At 74.5% G+C, this 16172-nt stretch carries 17 protein-coding genes, 2 tRNA genes and 1 pseudogene; 5 read left to right on the top strand and 15 right to left on the bottom strand.

Annotated features, from left to right (window positions below):
- Positions 1–122 precede the first annotated feature (122 nt).
- Positions 123–1544: a glutamate decarboxylase gene (locus OOT42_RS13155; RefSeq protein WP_273651649.1), complete on the top strand. Its 1422-nt coding sequence runs from the start codon at positions 123–125 to the stop codon at positions 1542–1544.
- The gene (locus OOT42_RS13160; protein WP_273651650.1) at positions 1541–2500 is read left to right on the top strand and encodes a YrhK family protein; all 960 of its coding nucleotides are present in this window, start codon (positions 1541–1543) and stop codon (positions 2498–2500) included. Before OOT42_RS13155 ends, OOT42_RS13160 begins: the two co-directional genes overlap by 4 nt.
- A 13-nt stretch (positions 2501–2513) precedes the next feature.
- Here the strand turns inward: OOT42_RS13160 and OOT42_RS13165 are convergent.
- From OOT42_RS13165 to OOT42_RS13175, 3 genes are all read right to left on the bottom strand, one after another.
- Positions 2514–2589 (bottom strand) — tRNA-Lys (locus OOT42_RS13165).
- A 76-nt stretch (positions 2590–2665) separates the two neighbouring features.
- Complete coding sequence (locus tag OOT42_RS13170) at positions 2666–2884, bottom strand: hypothetical protein (RefSeq protein WP_273651651.1); 219 nt, start codon at positions 2882–2884, stop codon at positions 2666–2668.
- A gap of 98 nt (positions 2885–2982) precedes the next feature.
- Complete coding sequence (locus OOT42_RS13175) at positions 2983–3279, bottom strand: GroES family chaperonin (RefSeq protein ID WP_124343865.1); 297 nt, start codon at positions 3277–3279, stop codon at positions 2983–2985.
- Between the two features lie 131 nt (positions 3280–3410).
- On the opposite strand from OOT42_RS13175, the gene bcp reads away from it, so the two are divergent.
- Positions 3411–3878, top strand: a complete 468-nt coding sequence (bcp, locus tag OOT42_RS13180; RefSeq protein WP_273651652.1) for a thioredoxin-dependent thiol peroxidase — start codon at positions 3411–3413, stop codon at positions 3876–3878.
- A 68-nt stretch (positions 3879–3946) separates the two neighbouring features.
- Positions 3947–4032: transfer RNA gene (locus OOT42_RS13185), tRNA-Leu, on the top strand.
- A 56-nt stretch (positions 4033–4088) separates the two neighbouring features.
- Here OOT42_RS13185 and OOT42_RS13190 read toward each other — a convergent pair.
- Both OOT42_RS13190 and trxA read right to left on the bottom strand, forming a co-directional pair.
- Positions 4089–7055 carry a glycosyl hydrolase gene (locus OOT42_RS13190; RefSeq protein WP_273651653.1) on the bottom strand — a complete coding sequence of 989 codons (2967 nt, stop codon included), beginning with the start codon at positions 7053–7055 and terminating at the stop codon, positions 4089–4091.
- Between the two features lie 278 nt (positions 7056–7333).
- Positions 7334–7714 (bottom strand): thioredoxin, encoded by a 381-nt coding sequence (gene trxA, locus OOT42_RS13195; RefSeq protein WP_273651654.1) that lies wholly within the window; start codon positions 7712–7714, stop codon positions 7334–7336.
- 128 nt (positions 7715–7842) lie between these two features.
- Here trxA and OOT42_RS13200 point away from each other — a divergent pair, with 128 nt between their 5' ends.
- A complete protein-coding gene (locus OOT42_RS13200) occupies positions 7843–8397 on the top strand; it encodes an NUDIX hydrolase family protein (RefSeq protein WP_124344645.1) in 555 nt (184 codons plus the stop codon).
- A gap of 53 nt (positions 8398–8450) precedes the next feature.
- Here the strand turns inward: OOT42_RS13200 and OOT42_RS13205 are convergent, their stop codons facing one another.
- The 10 genes and pseudogenes from OOT42_RS13205 to clpS form a co-directional block, all read right to left on the bottom strand.
- Complete coding sequence (locus OOT42_RS13205) at positions 8451–10160, bottom strand: ABC-F family ATP-binding cassette domain-containing protein (protein WP_273651655.1); 1710 nt, start codon at positions 10158–10160, stop codon at positions 8451–8453.
- Complete coding sequence (gene rdgB, locus OOT42_RS13210) at positions 10157–10783, bottom strand: RdgB/HAM1 family non-canonical purine NTP pyrophosphatase (RefSeq protein ID WP_273651656.1); 627 nt, start codon at positions 10781–10783, stop codon at positions 10157–10159. The genes OOT42_RS13205 and rdgB overlap by 4 nt, the downstream gene beginning before the upstream one ends.
- Entirely contained in the window at positions 10780–11571 is a 792-nt protein-coding gene (gene rph, locus OOT42_RS13215) for a ribonuclease PH (protein ID WP_273651657.1), read from the bottom strand. The genes rdgB and rph overlap by 4 nt, the downstream gene beginning before the upstream one ends.
- 94 nt (positions 11572–11665) lie before the next feature.
- Positions 11666–12508, bottom strand: a complete 843-nt coding sequence (locus tag OOT42_RS13220; RefSeq protein WP_273651658.1) for a transposase — start codon at positions 12506–12508, stop codon at positions 11666–11668.
- Between the two features lie 10 nt (positions 12509–12518).
- Positions 12519–12725, bottom strand: a pseudogene (locus tag OOT42_RS20310) (hypothetical protein); the annotation flags it as partial.
- Between the two features lie 247 nt (positions 12726–12972).
- Positions 12973–13545 (bottom strand): hypothetical protein, encoded by a 573-nt coding sequence (locus OOT42_RS13225; RefSeq protein ID WP_273651659.1) that lies wholly within the window; start codon positions 13543–13545, stop codon positions 12973–12975.
- A 58-nt stretch (positions 13546–13603) separates the two neighbouring features.
- Complete coding sequence (locus tag OOT42_RS13230) at positions 13604–14392, bottom strand: MBL fold metallo-hydrolase (RefSeq protein WP_273651660.1); 789 nt, start codon at positions 14390–14392, stop codon at positions 13604–13606.
- Positions 14389–15204 carry a glutamate racemase gene (gene murI / locus OOT42_RS13235; RefSeq protein WP_273651661.1) on the bottom strand — a complete coding sequence of 272 codons (816 nt, stop codon included), beginning with the start codon at positions 15202–15204 and terminating at the stop codon, positions 14389–14391. Before murI ends, OOT42_RS13230 begins: the two co-directional genes overlap by 4 nt.
- A 10-nt stretch (positions 15205–15214) precedes the next feature.
- Complete coding sequence (locus OOT42_RS13240; protein ID WP_273651662.1) at positions 15215–15844, bottom strand: DUF2017 domain-containing protein; 630 nt, start codon at positions 15842–15844, stop codon at positions 15215–15217.
- Positions 15844–16137, bottom strand: a complete 294-nt coding sequence (gene clpS, locus OOT42_RS13245; protein ID WP_124344637.1) for an ATP-dependent Clp protease adapter ClpS — start codon at positions 16135–16137, stop codon at positions 15844–15846. Before clpS ends, OOT42_RS13240 begins: the two co-directional genes overlap by 1 nt.
- Positions 16138–16172 lie beyond the last annotated feature (35 nt).

Below are 16172 nucleotides of genomic sequence, written 5' to 3' on the forward strand. Positions count from 1 at the left end.
TGCAGGGGTCGGCGTGTCCGTTCTGGGTGCTGCCGTCCGGATCGCGCTGCTACGTTCGCACCGAGGGTCCGCCGGAGACGGCAACCAGCCGTGAGCTCCGGCGTCGACGACGGAGGGGCGACGTGAGCGAGAAGGCACAGAGCAACGGCGCGCTCGGACCGATCCACGGTCGGCCGAGCTTCCGCGAGCGGTTCGACCGGTCGAGGTTCCCCGAGCACGGGCTCGGCGCGGACGAGGTGTACGAGCTCCTGCACACCGGGCTCATGCTCGACGGCCGCGAGACGCTCAACCTCGCGTCGTTCGTCACGACGTGGATGGAGCCGCAGGCCGAGCAGCTCATCCACGACTCGCTGCGCAAGAACCACATCGACCACGAGGAGTACCCCGCGGCGTCGCTCGTCGAGGAGGCGTGCGTGCACATGCTCGGCGACCTCTTCCACGCACCGGACCCCGCGAAGGTCGTGGGGGTCGCGACGATCGGCTCGTCGGAGGCGATCATGCTCGGCCTGCTCGCGCACAAGCGTGCGTGGCGCGACCGGCGCCGCGCGGCCGGGCTTCCCACCGACCGGCCGAACGTCGTGTTCGGGGCGGAGACGCACGTCGTGTGGGACAAGTTCGCGAACTACTTCGACGTCGAGATGCGCAAGATCCCGATGCGCCCCGACCGGTACGTGCTGAGCGCGCAGGACGTCGAGGCGCACGTCGACGAGAACACGATCGCGGTCGGCGCCGTGCTGGGGACGACGCACATCGGCGAGGCCGACCCGATCGAGGAGATCGACGACCTGCTCGTGCGGATCAAGGCGGAGAAGGGCTGGGACGTCCCGCTGCACGTCGACGGCGCGAGCGGCGCGTTCGTCGCGCCCTTCGCCGAGCCCGACCTGCGCTGGGACTTCCGGCTGCAGCAGGTCGCGTCGATCAACGCGTCCGGGCACAAGTACGGGCTCGTCTACCCGGGCGTCGGCTGGCTGATCTTCCGCGACGCGTCGCGGCTGCCCGAGGACCTGGTGTTCAGCGTCAACTACCTCGGCGGCGCGCAGCCGACGTACACGTTCAACTTCTCGCGCGGGTCGGCGATGATCCAGGCGCAGATGTACAACTTCCTGCGCCTCGGGCGGGACGGGTACTCCGCGATCGTCGCGACGATGCTCGCGAACGCCCGTCACCTCAACGAGGCGCTGGAGGCGTCCGGACGGTTCGAGATCCTCAACCCGGGTCTCGCCGAGCCCGTCGTGACGTTCCGCATCAAGGGCGACCCGGGCTTCGACGTCTACCACCTCTCCGCGCGGCTGCGGGAGAACGGGTGGATCGTGCCCGCCTACAGCCTCCCGCCCGACGCGCAGGACGTGCACCTCATGCGCGTCGTCGTCCGCCTCGACCTCAGCCGCACCATGGTCGAGATGCTGCTGCGCGACCTCGACCACGCGTGGGAGTCGCTCGCCGCCGAGCAGCCGACCGCGCGCCCCGCGGCCAAGCCCGACGTGTGGACGGCGCCCGACAAGGCCGCGGCGCACGCGAAGGCGCGCACCGGTCTGCGGGCGTGACGCGCACCTCGGCGCTGCCGGACCTGCCGGACGGCTGGGCCGCGGTCGACGCGCGCGGGCCGGGTCCGTTCGTGACACACGCCGTCCTGCGGCGGCCGGACGGCGCCGAGGTCGAGTGGACGTCGCGACGGCACCGCAAGGGCCTCGGTCTGCGGGCCGGCGCTGCCGTGCCCACCGCGCCGGCGGACGCGGCCCCGGTCGCGGTCCCCGCGGACGCGAGACCCCACCACGGGGCCGACGCGTGGAGCTGGTGGATCGGCGCGCTCTTCGCGATCGGCTCCGTGTGCTTCGCCCTCGGGTCGCTGCCCGCGTTCTTCCAGGCCGTCGCACCTGCCGTGACGGCCTGGACGTTCGCGGTCGGGTCGGTGTTCTTCACGAGCGCCGCGTACCTGCAGTACGACGAGGCGGCTCGCGCACCGCGGGACGTCCTCGCGACCGCGCCGCCGCGCGGCAGGCTCGCGGCGCTCGTCGGGTTCCGCGCGGACCGCATCGACCTGTGGGCGTCCGCCGTGCAGCTGGTCGGCACGGTGCTGTTCAACGTCAGCACGTTCAGCGCGACCCGGACCGGGCTCACCGTCGCGGGCGACAAGTCGCTCGTCTGGGCGCCGGACGTGCTGGGCTCGGTGTGCTTCCTGGTGGCGAGCTGGTTCGCGTACGCGGAGGTGAACCGCGGCGTCCTCCCCCGCCCGGACCGGTCGGTCGGCTGGACGATCGCCGGGCTCAACCTCGCCGGGTCGGTCGCGTTCGGCGTCGCCGCCGTCGCGGCCCGGTACCTGCGCGGCACCGACGACGTGGCGAACATCGCGGCCGTCAACGCCGGGACGTTCGTCGGGGCCGTCTGCTTCCTCGTCGGGGCGGTCCTGCTGCCGGTCGAGTCCGCGCGCGACCGGGCGCCGACGACGCCCGCCGCGACAGCCGTCCCGCACGACGAAGGCCCCTCACCGACCGTGCGGTGAAGGGCCTTCGCGCTGGTGCGCCATCAGGGACTCGAACCCCGAACCCGCTGATTAAGAGTCAGCTGCTCTGCCAATTGAGCTAATGGCGCGCGGTTGAGAACGTTAGCAGCCGTCCGGCCTGCGAAGCCAATCGGATCGGGCCGGCGTGACGACCGTCACGCGGGCTCAGGGACGCGTGTCCCCGCTCGCCTGCGCGGTGCCGTTCTCGGGGTCCCACCACGCCTCCTCCGGCAGCCCCTCCTTCTCGAGGATCTCCTGCGACGGCACGGCCTCGGCGGCCGTCAGGTCGGCGATGAGGGTGAGGGGCACGTGGGCCTCGAGGAGCTCGCGGACACGCTCGGCGTCGGGCGCGGCAAGGGTCTCGGGCTGGTCGTCGCGAGGCATCGTGCGCTCCTGGTGGTCCTGGTCAGGCGTCCGGCTGATTCCATGGCACACCACCGCGACGCGACGTGCAAGGTGCCGGGCCCGGCTCCCCAGGATCGTCACAGGTACAGACCGGTGCCCTCACCGGAGCCGCGGTCGGTCGCGACGGCGTGCACGTCCTTCTCGCGGAGCAGCAGGTACGTCGCGCCCGCGAGCTCGACCTCCGCGCGGTCCTCCGGGTCGAACAGCACGCGGTCCCCGAGCTCGACCTGCCGGACGTGCTGGCCGACCGCCACGACCGAGGCCCACGCGAGCCGCTTGCCGACCGCCGCGGTCGCCGGGATGACGATGCCCGCCGAGGACCGGCGCTCCGCCGGGTCGCCGTCGACGGAGACGAGCAGGCGGTCGTTGAGCATGCGGATCGGCAGCCCGGGACGGGTGTCGGGGGTGGGAGCGGTCACCCGCACGACGCTACCGTGCGCGCGACGTAGGCTGACCGCGGCGTCGACCGGCCGGCGCCTCCCCTGCGACCACCCGGAGCGTCCTCGTGCCTCGTCTCGCCGTCGGCGACCTCGCCCCCGACTTCACGCTGCCCACCGCGGACGGCGGAAGCGTCACGCTGTCCGACCTGCGCGGCGAGCACGTCGTCGTCTACTTCTACCCGGCCGCGATGACGCCGGGCTGCACGACGCAGGCGTGCGACTTCCGCGACTCGCTCGCGTCGCTGCAGGGTGCCGGCTACAAGGTCGTCGGGGTCTCCCCCGACCCGGTCGACAAGCTCGCGCAGTTCGCGAAGGCCGAGCACCTGACGTTCCCGCTCGCGTCGGACACCGAGAAGTCGGTCCTCGAGGCGTGGGGCGCGTGGGGGGAGAAGTCGCTCTACGGCAAGACCGTGACCGGCGTGATCCGCTCGACGGTCGTCGTCGACCCCGAGGGCAAGGTCGAGCTCGCGCAGTACAACGTCAAGGCGACGGGGCACGTCGCGAAGCTGCGCCGGGACCTGAAGATCGCCTGACGCGGGCCTGCCGTGGCGGCGTGCCCGCGGTCGCGTGGGGGTGCCGCCCGGTGTGCCACACTCGGCGCGCGGGAGTGGTGAAACGGTAGCCACGCCAGGTTTAGGTCCTGGTGCCCGAGAGGGCGTGCGGGTTCGAGTCCCGTCTCCCGCACCACGACGACGGGCCGGCACCGGGGACAGTCCCGGCGCCGGCCCGTGGTGCGTCCGCCGTCAGCTCGCCGCGCGCAGCGGGAGCCGGACGACGGAGTCGGCGAGCCGGACCGTCGACGGGCCCGACCCGATCGCGTTCCACACCGCGACACGGACCGTCCCGTTCGTCAGACGGCCGAGCGTGCCCGTCACGCGTTCCGCGCCCACGGCCTCGGTGTACCGCTCGACGCCTGGCACCGGGTCGGTCGCGAAGTAGCGGTAGACCTCGACGCGGTCCCACGTGCCGTCGCCCGTGAGGTCGTACGAGACCGACACGCGCGTGCCGTTGCCCACGACGCCGCCCGCGTCGAGGGCCAGGTCGAACCGGGTGCCCGCGGTCGTCGGGGTGCCGCTGACCCCGTCGACGGTCGCGACGACCGCGTCGGCCGGCTCGGTCGCGGTGTCGATGCCCGCCGCCCGCGGCACGGTGAGCGTGGCCGGCGACGCGACCGGGCTCGTCACGAGGCCACCCTCGCCGTCGAGGTAGAGCGTCGAGGCGTCCGCCGGCGGCACGGTCGGCGTCGGGGACGGCGTGGGCGTGGGCGTCGGCGTCGGGGTGGGCGTCGGCGTCGGCGTCGGAGTGGGTGTCGGCGTCGGGGTGGGCGTCGGGGTCGTCGTCGGCCCGCCCGGCCCGTTGCCACCGCTCCACGCGAACGCACCCGACGTCACCGTCCGCCCCGCCGGGACACGCAACGACGTGCCGTCGGAGAACCGCACGGTGAGGGTCGTCGCGGTGACGTTGGACGCGACGTAGGTCCGGCCGGACGCCCCGCGGAACACCGCCGCGAGCGGGTGGTCGGCGCGGACCGTCGCGTCGAGCGTGCCGAGCGCCGCGAGGTTCGCCACCCAGTGGTAGGTGTGCGCGCGCGACTCCCCCTCCTCGACCGTGTAGCCGGGGTGGGCCTGGAGCTCGCGGAGCGCGGCGGGACCGTCGCCGAGCGCGAGGTAGCTCCACAGGACGTCCTGCCACACGGTCGGCGGGCCGCCGTTGGTGCGGACGAGCTCGGCGTAGTTGGCGCGGACGTCGTCGGGCCGCAGGCCCAGGTACAGGTGCCCGCCCGTGATCGGGAGGGTGTTGATGCCCTGGATCATCTCGGCCTCGCCGCTGAACCACGTGGCGTACGCCCCGCCGTCGCCCCAGATCATGCCGACGGTGCTGTGCCCGAACCCGTCGGGGATCGCCTCCGCCCGGTCGAACCAGTAGTCCTGGATCGCGGCCGCCTGCGTCGCGTACAGGTACGCGCCCGCGTCGCGGACGGCCTGTCGCCCGGTGGCCTCGCCCCACTGCACGAGCGCCGCGGCGAAGTTCATGCCCTCGGAGCTCGACTCCTGGTTGTTGCCGGCGGCGAAGGCACCGTGCCCGGACGCCCAGTCGTGCCCCGCGTAGGGGTCGAAGTCGCGCAGGAACGGGAACCGCGTCTCCGACCGGTCGTACCCGTTGGCGTCGCGCACCAGGACGTCGACCATGCCGCCGTAGTCGGCCGCCCACTGCGGGTCGAACCGCGCGAGGGTCGCGGCGGCCGCGACGTAGTAGCCGTAGTGGAAGTGGTGGTCGTTGAGCTCGGTGTCCGAGCCGTACGACGCGGGGTAGCCGATGAGCGTGCCCCAGCGGGCGTCGTAGGCGAAGACGCGTTCGCGCTTGCCGCTGGACGCGGTGAACCACTCGGTGAGCGTCGCGCGCATCGCGCCGAGGGTGCGGTCGCGGACGTCCGTGCGGCCGAGCTGGTCGGCGATCTCGGCGATGCGGGCGGCGCGACCGAGTGCCTTGCCGGTCCAGTAGGTGTCGGCGCGCAGGACGGGCAGGGTGTCGGTCGCGGCCTCGTCGAGCAGCGCGTCGAGGCGGTCGCGCGCGGCGCCCGTCGAGGTCGCGACGGCCGGGACCTCGGGCAGGATCCCCGTGAACGGCGTGGTCGTGGTGAACGCGGTGGCACCCGTGTACGCGGTCATGGTGCCGCGCGGCGAGACGTAGGTGCCGAGCCGGCTCGTCGCGGCGGGCCCGGTGGTGGAGGTGACGTAGCGCTCCTGGTGCGGGTAGAGCGCGACGACCGTGCCGCGGGACTGCCCCTGCAGCGGCGTCGTCGTCAGGGCGTACGTGGTCCGGACGCGCGACGCACCCTCGTCGTAGGCCCAGGAGACGCGCGCGTCGGTGACCTCGTCGAACGCGTACGGCGCGAGCGCACGCGCCTGGGCGGTGCGCTGCGTGTCGGTCGACCCGGCCGCGGTCGTGAGCGCGGCGACCGCGAGGAAGCCGCGCCCCGCGAGGCCGCTCGTCAGGGTCGTGCCGGAGACCTGCCACGACGCGCCCGTCGGTGCGTACGCGACGTAGTCGCTGCCGCCGGCCGTGAAGCCGAGGGTCGCGCCGTCGCGCAGCCAGACGCGCAGGTCGGCGGCGGCGGTGAGAACCGCGTCGCCGCCCGTCACGTGGTACCAGCTGATCGGCAGCCCGTGCCCGATCGTCGCGCGCAGCCGCGTGCTCCCGTTCTCCCACGACGGGGTGACGGTCCAGTCGCTCCAGCCCGCGACCTCGACGACGGGCGCGCGCAGGCCGGCGACGCCGACGAGCACGTCCTGGCTGTACGGGTAGTGGAACTCACCGATGCCGCCGGGCGTGCCGGACAGCACGGTGTCACGTGTCACCGAGAGCCCGAGACCGATCTCGGTCGGCTGGTACGACACCGGGTGGGCGTGCAGCGGCTCCGACGCCGTGCAGTTCCACCGCTTGAACAGCAGCGAGGACCACCAGTCGTTGGTCGGCAGCGGCCCCGTCGGCGCGTCGTCGGTCAGGTACACCCGAGGGTCGGCCTCCAGGGCGTCGCAGCCCTCCGGGGTCGGGCCGGGCGGCGTCGTCAGGTAGCTCCCCGACCCGACGGGCACCGTGTCCGCGGCGGTGGCGGTCGGTGCGACGACGACGGAGCCGGCCAGGAGGCCGGCGGCGATCAGGACCAGTGCGCTCGGTGCCGGACGACGCCGGCGTGGTGATGTGCTCATGTCAGCCCCTCTGGGCAGGGGTGACCGGCACGACGTCGTGCGGTGGCCCCCTGCGTCCCCGGCCGGTCGCGCCGTTGCGACCCACCGTGACCGCTCCCCGCGCGGCCCCCTCTGGACGCGCTCGGTGTGAGAGCGGTGTCAGGAAACCGTAACCCCGGGTCAGGGCACCGGCACGCCGGGCACGACGACGGCCCGGCCCGGGGTCTCCCCCGGACCGGGCCGCTCGTGTCCGTGCGGTCGCCGCGACCGCCCGAGGTTGTCGCGCGGCGACGCGGGCGTCAGGCCTCGGCGCCGGCCGACTGCTCGGCGGCGGCGATCTTCTCGCGCACCTCGTCCATGTCGAGGTCCTTCACCGCGGCCACGACCTTCTCCAGCAGCGGGCCCGGCAGGGCACCGGACTGCCGGTACACCGGCACGCCCTCGCGGAAGGCCATGATCGTCGGGATCGCGGAGATCTGGAGCTGCGCCGCGATGAGCTGCTCGGCCTCGGTGTCGACCTTGCCGAACACCACGTCCGGGTGCTCCTCCGACGACTTCTCGAAGATGGGGCCGAACATCTTGCACGGTCCGCACCACTCGGCCCAGAAGTCGATGAGCACGATGTCGTTCTCGTTGATGACCTGGCCGATCGTCTCGGCCGTCAGCGTGGTCGTCGCCACGTGGCACCTCCTGGTTGTCAGGTCCGCCCGGTAGAGCGCGCGTCGCCCGGCCGATATTCCCGGGCCCCGCGTGACCGGCGGGCGCGCGCCTGGCGCGGTCGGCGCGCGGCACGGGGTAGAACTGCACCGTGACCGACACCGCCGAGTTCCCTCCCGGACCCGAGCGCCCCGCGGGCTGGCTCAGCCCCGAGCGCATCGCGAAGGTCCGCTCGCAGATCCCGATCCTGTACGTCGACGCGGTCCCCGTGCGCGTCGACGACTCCGGCGACGTGGTCGCGGTCGGGCTGCTGCTGCGGGTCACGCCCGAGGGCGTCATGTCGCGCGCGCTCGTGAGCGGCCGGGTGATGTACCACGAGCGCGTGCGCGACGCGCTCGTGCGGCACGTCGAGAAGGACCTCGGGCCTGTCGCGCTGCCGCAGATCCCCGCGTCGCCGCAGCCGTTCACGGTCGCCGAGTACTTCCCCACGCCGGGCGTCACGCCGTACCACGACCCCCGCCAGCACGCGGTGTCGCTCGCCTACGTCGTGCCGGTGTCCGGTGACTGCCGGCCGCAGCAGGACGCGATCGACCTCGCGTGGCTCACGCCCGAGGAGGCGTGCGCCGAGCAGGTCCAGGTCGAGATGAACGGCGGCCAGGGCTTGCTGCTGCGCCAGGCGATGGCGCACGTCGGCCGCCTGCCCTGACCTCGGCGACCCGCACCTGACGAACCTCGACGGACGCCCCGACCGCGCCACGCTCAGTCGAGCGTGAGCTCCGGCCAGTCCGCGAGGTCCGCGCGCATCCTCCGGTCGTGCGTCGCGACGACGACGGCCGCCGACGTGAGCCGCAGCGCGTCGGTCAGCTCGTCGACCAGCCCGACGGACAGGTGGTTGGTGGGCTCGTCGAGGATCAGCACGTGCGGCGCGGCGAGCAGCGCGCACGCGAGGTCGAACCGGCGGCGCTGACCGACGGACAGCTCGCGCAGGGGCCGCTCGAGGTCCGTCTCGCTCAGCAGGCCGAGCGCCGCGACGGGCACGAGCTGCTCGGGGTCGATCCGGCCCGCGGCGAGCAGGTCGAGCGCGTGCCGCGCGTACGCGTCGAACGCGCTCGGCGACGACCCGTCGGCCGCGGGCGGCGCCGCGTGCTCCGCGGGGCCTTCCTGGGCGAGCACCCCGAGCCGGGCACCGGGTGCGAGCGTCCGGGTGCCGCGGTCGAGCGCGACCGACCCTGCGAGCGCCGCGAGCAGCGTCGACTTGCCCGACCCGTTCGGGCCGGTGACGAGCAGCCGCCCGCACGGCGGGACCTCGATGCGCCGCCCGGGCAGGTCGAGGCGCGGGCGGCCGCCGGGGCCCCCGTCGACCCGGGGCGCGCGCAGCTCGAGCAGCGGTCCGCCACCGCCACGGTCGCCGGCAACGGGCCTGGGGACGGACGGGAGGTCGGGGAACGCGAGCGCGGGCGGCGGCACGGGTACCTCGACCGCGTCGGCCTCCAGGCGCTGGATCAGCCGGTCGGCGGCCTTGACGTGGACGCGGGCGCGCGTGCCGCGGCGGTGCTTCTGCGAGCCCTTCGGCGGGCGCCACTCGTCGGACAGCCCCTCGTACGCGGTGTCGAGACGCTCGGCGAGGGCGAGCGCGCGCTTGCGCTCCGCGCGGTACCGCGCGCGCCAGCGGCGCAGCATCTGGTCCTTCGCGAACCGGTAGTCGGCGTAGCGCGTCGCGCCGTAGAGCGCCGGCCGGCCGTCCATCGACGGGTCGAGGTCGAGGATCGCCGTCATGACGTCGTCGAGCAGCCGCCGGTCGTGCGTGACGATGACGACCGCGCCCGGCCAGTCGCGCAGCTGCGCGGTGAGGTAGTCGACCCCGCCCGCGTCGAGGTGGTTGGTCGGCTCGTCGAGCAGCAGCACGTCGGCGCGCTCGCCGATCCGGCACGCGAGCCGCACCCGGTACCGCTCCCCCACGCTCAGCCGGTCGAGCGGCCGGTCGCGGTCGCGCGGCGCGCCGAACCGGGTGAGCGCCTCGTCGACGCGCCGGTCGGCGTCCCATGCGGCGAGGTGCTCGTAGCGGGCCATCGCGGCCGTGAGGCGGGCGAGGTCGCCGGACTCGTGGTCGAAGCCCTCGATCGCGGTCTCGAGCTCGTCCGACGCGACCCGCACGGCCGCGAGCGCGCGGTCGACGAGCGTCCCCACGGTGGTCCCGGCGGGCTCGTCGAGCTCCTGCTCGACGACCGCGAGCGTGCCCGCCCGGCGGACCGTGCCGGACAGCGGTGCGAGGTCGCCCGCGAGCAGCCGCAGCAGCGTCGTCTTGCCGGCGCCGTTCTCCCCGACGAGCCCGACACGGTCGCCCGCGGACACGACGAGGTCGACCGCGTCGAGGACGACCTGCTCCCCGTACGCGAAGGTCACCGCGTCGGCGACGACGTGCACGTGGTCGACGACCGTGTGCTCGTCCCGCCGGGCGGGCGGCGTCATCCGCCCAGCACCCGCACCAGCGTCGGGGCGAGCGCGCGGAACGCCTGGCCGCGGTGGCTGATCGCGTTCTTCTCGGCCGGGTCGAGCTCGGCGCACGTGCGCTCCTCGCCGAGCGGCACGAGCACCGGGTCGTAGCCGAAGCCGTGCGTGCCGCGCGGCGCGTCGGCGAGCGTGCCGACGAGGGCTCCCGTCTCGACGTGCTCGAACCCGTCGGGCGTGACGAGCGCGGCCGCGCACACGAACCGGGCGCCGCGGTGCTCCGCCCTGACGTCGCGCAGCTGCGCGAGCAGGAGGTCGAGGTTCGCCGCGTCGTCGCCGTGCCGGCCGGCCCAGCGGGCGGAGAAGATGCCGGGCGCGCCGCCGAGCACGTCGACCGCGAGGCCCGAGTCGTCGGCGACGGCGGGCAGGCCGGTGAACGCGGCGAGCGCGCGGGCCTTGAGCAGCGCGTTCTCGGCGAACGTGACGCCGTCCTCGACCGGCTCCGGCGCGCCTACGTCACCCGCGCCGACGACCGCGGCCGGGTCGAGGTCGGGCAGCGACGGCGTGAGGATCGCGCGGAGCTCGCCGATCTTGTGCGCGTTGTGGGTCGCGAGGACGAGCCGCGCCCCGGGGGGCACCGTCACGCGTCCACCTCGGCCACGAGGCGGGTCGCGGATCCGTCGCCGGGCGCCGACGCGAGGGCCGCCTGCTGGAGTGCCGTGAGCTGCGCGCCACCGGCGACCGCGAGGTCGAGCAGCGCGTCGAGCTCGCGACGGTCGAACGGGGCGTGCTCGGCGGTGCCCTGCACCTCGACGAACGCGCCCGAGCCGGTGACGACGACGTTCATGTCCGTCTCGGCGCGCACGTCCTCGACGTACGGCAGGTCGAGCACGGGGACGCCGTCGACGATGCCGACGCTCACGGCCGCGACCGAGTCGCGCAGCACCGTGCGGCCTGCCTTGACGATCCGCTGCTCGGTCGCCCACGCGACCGCGTCGGCGAGCGCGACGTACGCGCCCGTGATGGCCGCGGTCCGGGTGCCGCCGTCGGCCTGGAGCACGTCGCAGTCGAGCACGATCGTGTTCTCGCCGAGCGCCGACACGTCGACGACGGCGCGCAGCGACCGGCCGATGAGGCGCGAGATCTCCTGCGTCCGGCCACCGACGCGGCCCTTGACCGACTCGCGGTCCGAGCGCGTGGTCGTGGCGCGCGGCAGCATCGCGTACTCCGCGGTGACCCAGCCCTCGCCCGAGCCCTTGCGCCAGCGCGGGACGCCCTCCGTGAACGACGCCACGCACAGCACCTTGGTCCCGCCGAACTCGACGAGGACGCTGCCCTCGCCGGCGTCGAGGAAGCGTCGGGTGAGCGTGACGGGGCGCAGCTCGTCGGGGCGTCGGCCGTCCGCGCGGAGCGCAGGGGTGGTGGCGGTCATGCGGACGAGCCTAACCGCGCAGGCCGACGCGCCCGGCCGGGCGTCCGCCCCCCGCCCGCGTGCGGGCGCGCCGTCCGGACGCTCCTATGGATCGTCAAGCCGGTTGTGGGCCGTGTTCGAGCTGTCGAAACAGGTCGCGGGCGATGTAGCGCTTGAGGCAGCGGCGGATCTCGCGGTCGGTCTTGCCCTGCGCGCGGCGGCGTTCGATGTAGTCGCGTGTGGGCTGGTGGTAGCGGGTGCGGGACAGGGCGATGACGTGCAGGGCGCGGTTGAGCTGGCGGTCACCGGTCCGGTTGAGGCGGTGGCGGGTGCGCAGCCCGGAGGAGGCGGGGATGGGTGCGGTGCCGGCGAGCATCGCGAACGCGGCCTCGGATCGGATCCGGCCCGGGTGGGACCAGCTGGTCAGGACCTGGGCGGCGACGATCACCCCGACGCCGGGCGCCTCGAGCAGGTCCGGGCGCCAGGCCCGCACGATCACGGCCATGGCCTGTTCGTGCCCGCGGGCCTCGGCTTGCAGCGTGATCACGCGTCGGGCCAGGGCGCGCAGCACCGTGGCGGTCGTCGCGGTGTGGCCGTCCCAGGCGGGCCGTGCGCGCAGCCGTGCGGCGGTCGTGGTCATCGTTGCCGTCGACCGGCCGCGGAATGCCGCCCGCAGGACCTCCGGGGCGGCGACCACCAGCGCGTGCAGCTGACGTTGCGCGAGCGTGGCGGCCTCGACCGCGGAGCGACGCGCGGCCATCAACGCGGCCAGCTGGGCGCGCGGCCCGTCGGTCTTGACCTGTGCCAGGTGCTGGCGCCCCAACGCCTCCCGGGCCGCGCGGGCCGCGTCCAACGAGTCGGACTTCGCGCCATGGCGACGCGCCGCACGAGCCGGCCGGTCGAGGCTCGATGACCTGCTCACCAGCGGCGCACAGGTGGCGGGCCAGGCCAGCGCCATAGCCCCCGGCGCCTTCCAACGCCCACACCCGCGCGCCACCGTGGCCGCCAGCCCACCGCAGCAGCTGGTCGTAGCCGGCCGGGTCGGTCGCGACCGTGACCTCGGCCAACACCCCACCGGTGGTCGCGGCCACGACCGCGGCGGTGTGCGTGTGCTTGTGAGTGTCGACCCCGATGACGACGTCGACGAGTTCGGCAAGACTGGGCATCGCGTTCATCTCCTTGAACCGGGGGAACGTAGGTTCCGGTCCGGTCGGAGACGGCAGGACTGTGACGGGACACGCACCGCTGCAACGGTGCGGTCAAGCTCCTGATCAGGCCAGCAACTCCGGTCGGGCCGGGGCCGGCAACCACACGCGGACAAGTCCGCTCCAAGGCACGAGACCAGTCAGACGAAGGGTCACACGCGCAGTCACCGAGCCACAGCCCACCGCACCCATCAAGGCTGCGTCGAGATCCTCACAGTCAGACGAGCGGGCCGGTGGGACCCGTCGCCGCGACCGCGGCGGCGACGCCGCGCGGCCGCACCGCCGTGTCGCCCAGCGCGACGTCGAGCACCGCCTGCTCGGGCGACGCACCGGCGGCCAGGCGCCCGCCGATCGCGTCGCGCACCCGCAGCGCGCGGCGCCAGCCCATGACGTCGGCGACCGCGACGGCGGCGGCGTCGTCGTCGCCTGCGGGCGTCACGGCGACGGCCCAGGGGCGGCGGAGCAGCAGGCGGCCGACGAACGCGAGCACGAGCACGACGACCACCACGAGGAGGTCGAGCACGACGAGCAGGAGAGGCACGAGGAACAGCCAGACCAGCAGCACGCCGAGCACGAACGCGACCGCGCCGACGATCCACACGACGATCCCGCCGAGGTCGTCCAGGCCACCGGCGAGCTCGCCGACACCGTCGAGGGCGACGTCCGCCCCTTCCCGGTTGCGGCGGTGCGACCTGCGCAGCCGCCGGAACACGCGGGCCCACCGGGGTGCCCACTGCACGGCGACGTCGAAGGCCGGTCCGACGGGCGTGCGGACGGTACGGGTGCGCATGACCGCACAGCGTGCCAGGTGCGGGCGCGTGCTGTGGGAGGTTCCCGGCGGGACCGGCTCAGAGGGTGTGCACGTCGCCCGGGCGGGCGAGCGCGACGGGCCCGTCGTAGACCGCCCGTGCCTCCGCGACGGCGACCTGCGGGTCGTTCCACGCGGGAATGTGCGTGAGCACCAGCGAGGCCGCACCGCCGCGGGCCGCGGCCTCGCCCGCGCGCCGGCCGGTGAGGTGCACGCCGCGCACCGCGTCGTCACGCCCCTCGACGAACGCGGCCTCGGCGAGCAGCAGGTCGGCCCCGTGCGCGAGCGTGTCGAGACCGGCGCACGCGTCTGTGTCCCCGGTGTAGGCGAGCGTCACGCGCCGCGACGGGTCCGCCTCGGACGGTCCCTCGACGCGGATGCCGAAGGCCGGCACCGGGTGCTCGACGGGCACGGGCGTCAGGGTCAGCGGGCCGACGACGACGGGCGCCGACGGGTCCCACGCGTGGAACGTGAACTGCCCGCCGACGTCGGTCGCCGGGTCGCCGCCCGCGATCTGCGTGAGCCGCTGCGCGGTGCCCTCGGGGCCGTGCACGTCGACGGGCGGCAGCGCTCCGTCGGGGTGGTACCGCCGCAGCACGTTGAGCACGACCATGTCCGCGACGTGGTCCGCGTGCAGGTGGGACAGGCCGATCGCGTCGAGCCGGGTCGGGTCGCCGAACCGCTGCAACGGGCCGAGCGCGCCGTTGCCGAGGTCGAGCAGGACGGTCCACGTGCGGCCGTCCGCGTCGTCGGCCTGCACGAGGTAGCCCGACGCGGCCGAGTCCGGCCCCGGGAACGACCCGGCGCACCCGACGACGACGAGCCTCATCGCAGCGCCATCCGCGACTCGACCGACCCGACCTCCGGGCCGAGGAAGCGGCGCGCGAGCGCCTGGAACGAGTCGGGGTCGCCGGTCGCGAGGAAGCGGTGCGTCGGCGGGCCCGCCGCCGGGTCACGCTCCAGGCCGTGCGCGACGAGGGTCCGGTAGACGTCCTTCGCGGTCTCCTCCGCGCTCGACACGAGCGTCACCTCGTCGCCCATCACGTACGAGATCGCCCCGGTCAGCAGGGGGTAGTGCGTGCAGCCGAGCACGAGCGTGTCGACGCCCGCGTCCTTCACGGGCTCCAGGTACTCGCGCGCGACGGCCAGCACCTCGGGCCCCGACGTGATGCCGGCCTCGACGAGCTCGACGAACCGCGGGCACGCCTGCGTGGTGAGCGTCACGCCCGGCGCGACGGCGAACGCGTCGTCGTACGCCCGCGACTCGACGGTCGCGCGCGTCCCGATGACGCCGATCCGGCCCGTCCGCGTCGCGGCGACCGCGCGCCGGGCGGCGGGGAGGATGACCTCGACGACGGGGATGCCCCGCCGCAGCGTGTACCGCTCGCGCGCGTCCCGCAGCATCGCGGCCGACGCGGTGTTGCACGCGATGACCAGCAGCTTCACGCCCGCGTCGACCAGGTCGTCCATGACCTCCAGCGCGTGCGCGCGCACCGCGGCGAGCGGCTTGGGGCCGTACGGCGTGTTCAGGGTGTCGCCGATGTAGAGCGTGGACTCGTGCGGCAGCTGGTCGAGGATGGACCGTGCCACCGTGAGACCGCCGACGCCGGAGTCGAAGATGCCGAGGGGGGCGTCGTTCACGGGCGAGAGCCTAACCCTCGTGCGACGGACGCCCGGACGCCCCGCCGCGCCGCGCGTGGTCGAGCATGAGCCCGACCAGCGACTCCTGCAGCCAGCTCAGCGCGCCGTACAGCGACACCAGGTAGCGGCGGACGTCGACGTCCTGTCCCTCGGCGTCGTCGGAGAGCACGTCGTACAGCGCCTCGGCGTCCTGGTCGGTCCGGACGTCGAGCCGTTCGGCGAGCACGAGGCGCAGGTCGGTGATGGCTGCCGCGAGCTCGGGGGCGTCGTTCGGCGCGACCGTCAGCAGGTCCTGGCGTCGCCCGTCGCCCGGGGTCGTCAGCAGCGTCCACATCGCCCCGAGCCGGGCCACCTTGCGCGCGCGCAGGTCGTCCTCCGTGAGCCGGCGGAACTCGGCGGCCACCTCGGCGTCGTCCTGCGACGCGTCGGGCAGGAGGCGACGCACCGCGGGGTCCTGCGGCGGCGGGATCCGCTCGGCGCGCACGAGCGGCACGTCGGGCGCGGCGGCCGGACCGGACTCCTCGAACCGCGGCGCGCCCAGCAGCTGCGCGACGTCGGCGACGAGCGCCGCGACGACCTCCCGCTCCGTGGCGTCGAGCCGTGCGACGAACGCGCCGTGCTTCTCCGTGAACGCGCGCATCAGACCCCGCTGCGCTGCAGCGTCGCCCACAGGCCGAAGCCGTGCATGGCCTGCACGTCGACCTCCATGCCCTCGAGCGACCCGCTCGACACGACCGCCCGCCCCTCCTCGTGGACCTGGCGCATGAGCTTCTCGGCCTTCTCGTGCGGGTGGCCGAAGTACGTCTCGAACACGTAGGTCACGTAGGACATCAGGTTGACGGGGTCGTTCCACACGATGGTGACCCACGGGTCGGCGACGGCCGCCTGCTCGGCGGCCTCGACGCGCTCGTCGGGGGCGGTCTGCACGGGCACCCGACCACTGTAGGTGCCCGTGCGCGCCGGGCGCG

Source organism: Cellulomonas fimi (assembly GCF_028583725.1).
Lineage (GTDB): Bacteria > Actinomycetota > Actinomycetes > Actinomycetales > Cellulomonadaceae > Cellulomonas > Cellulomonas fimi_B.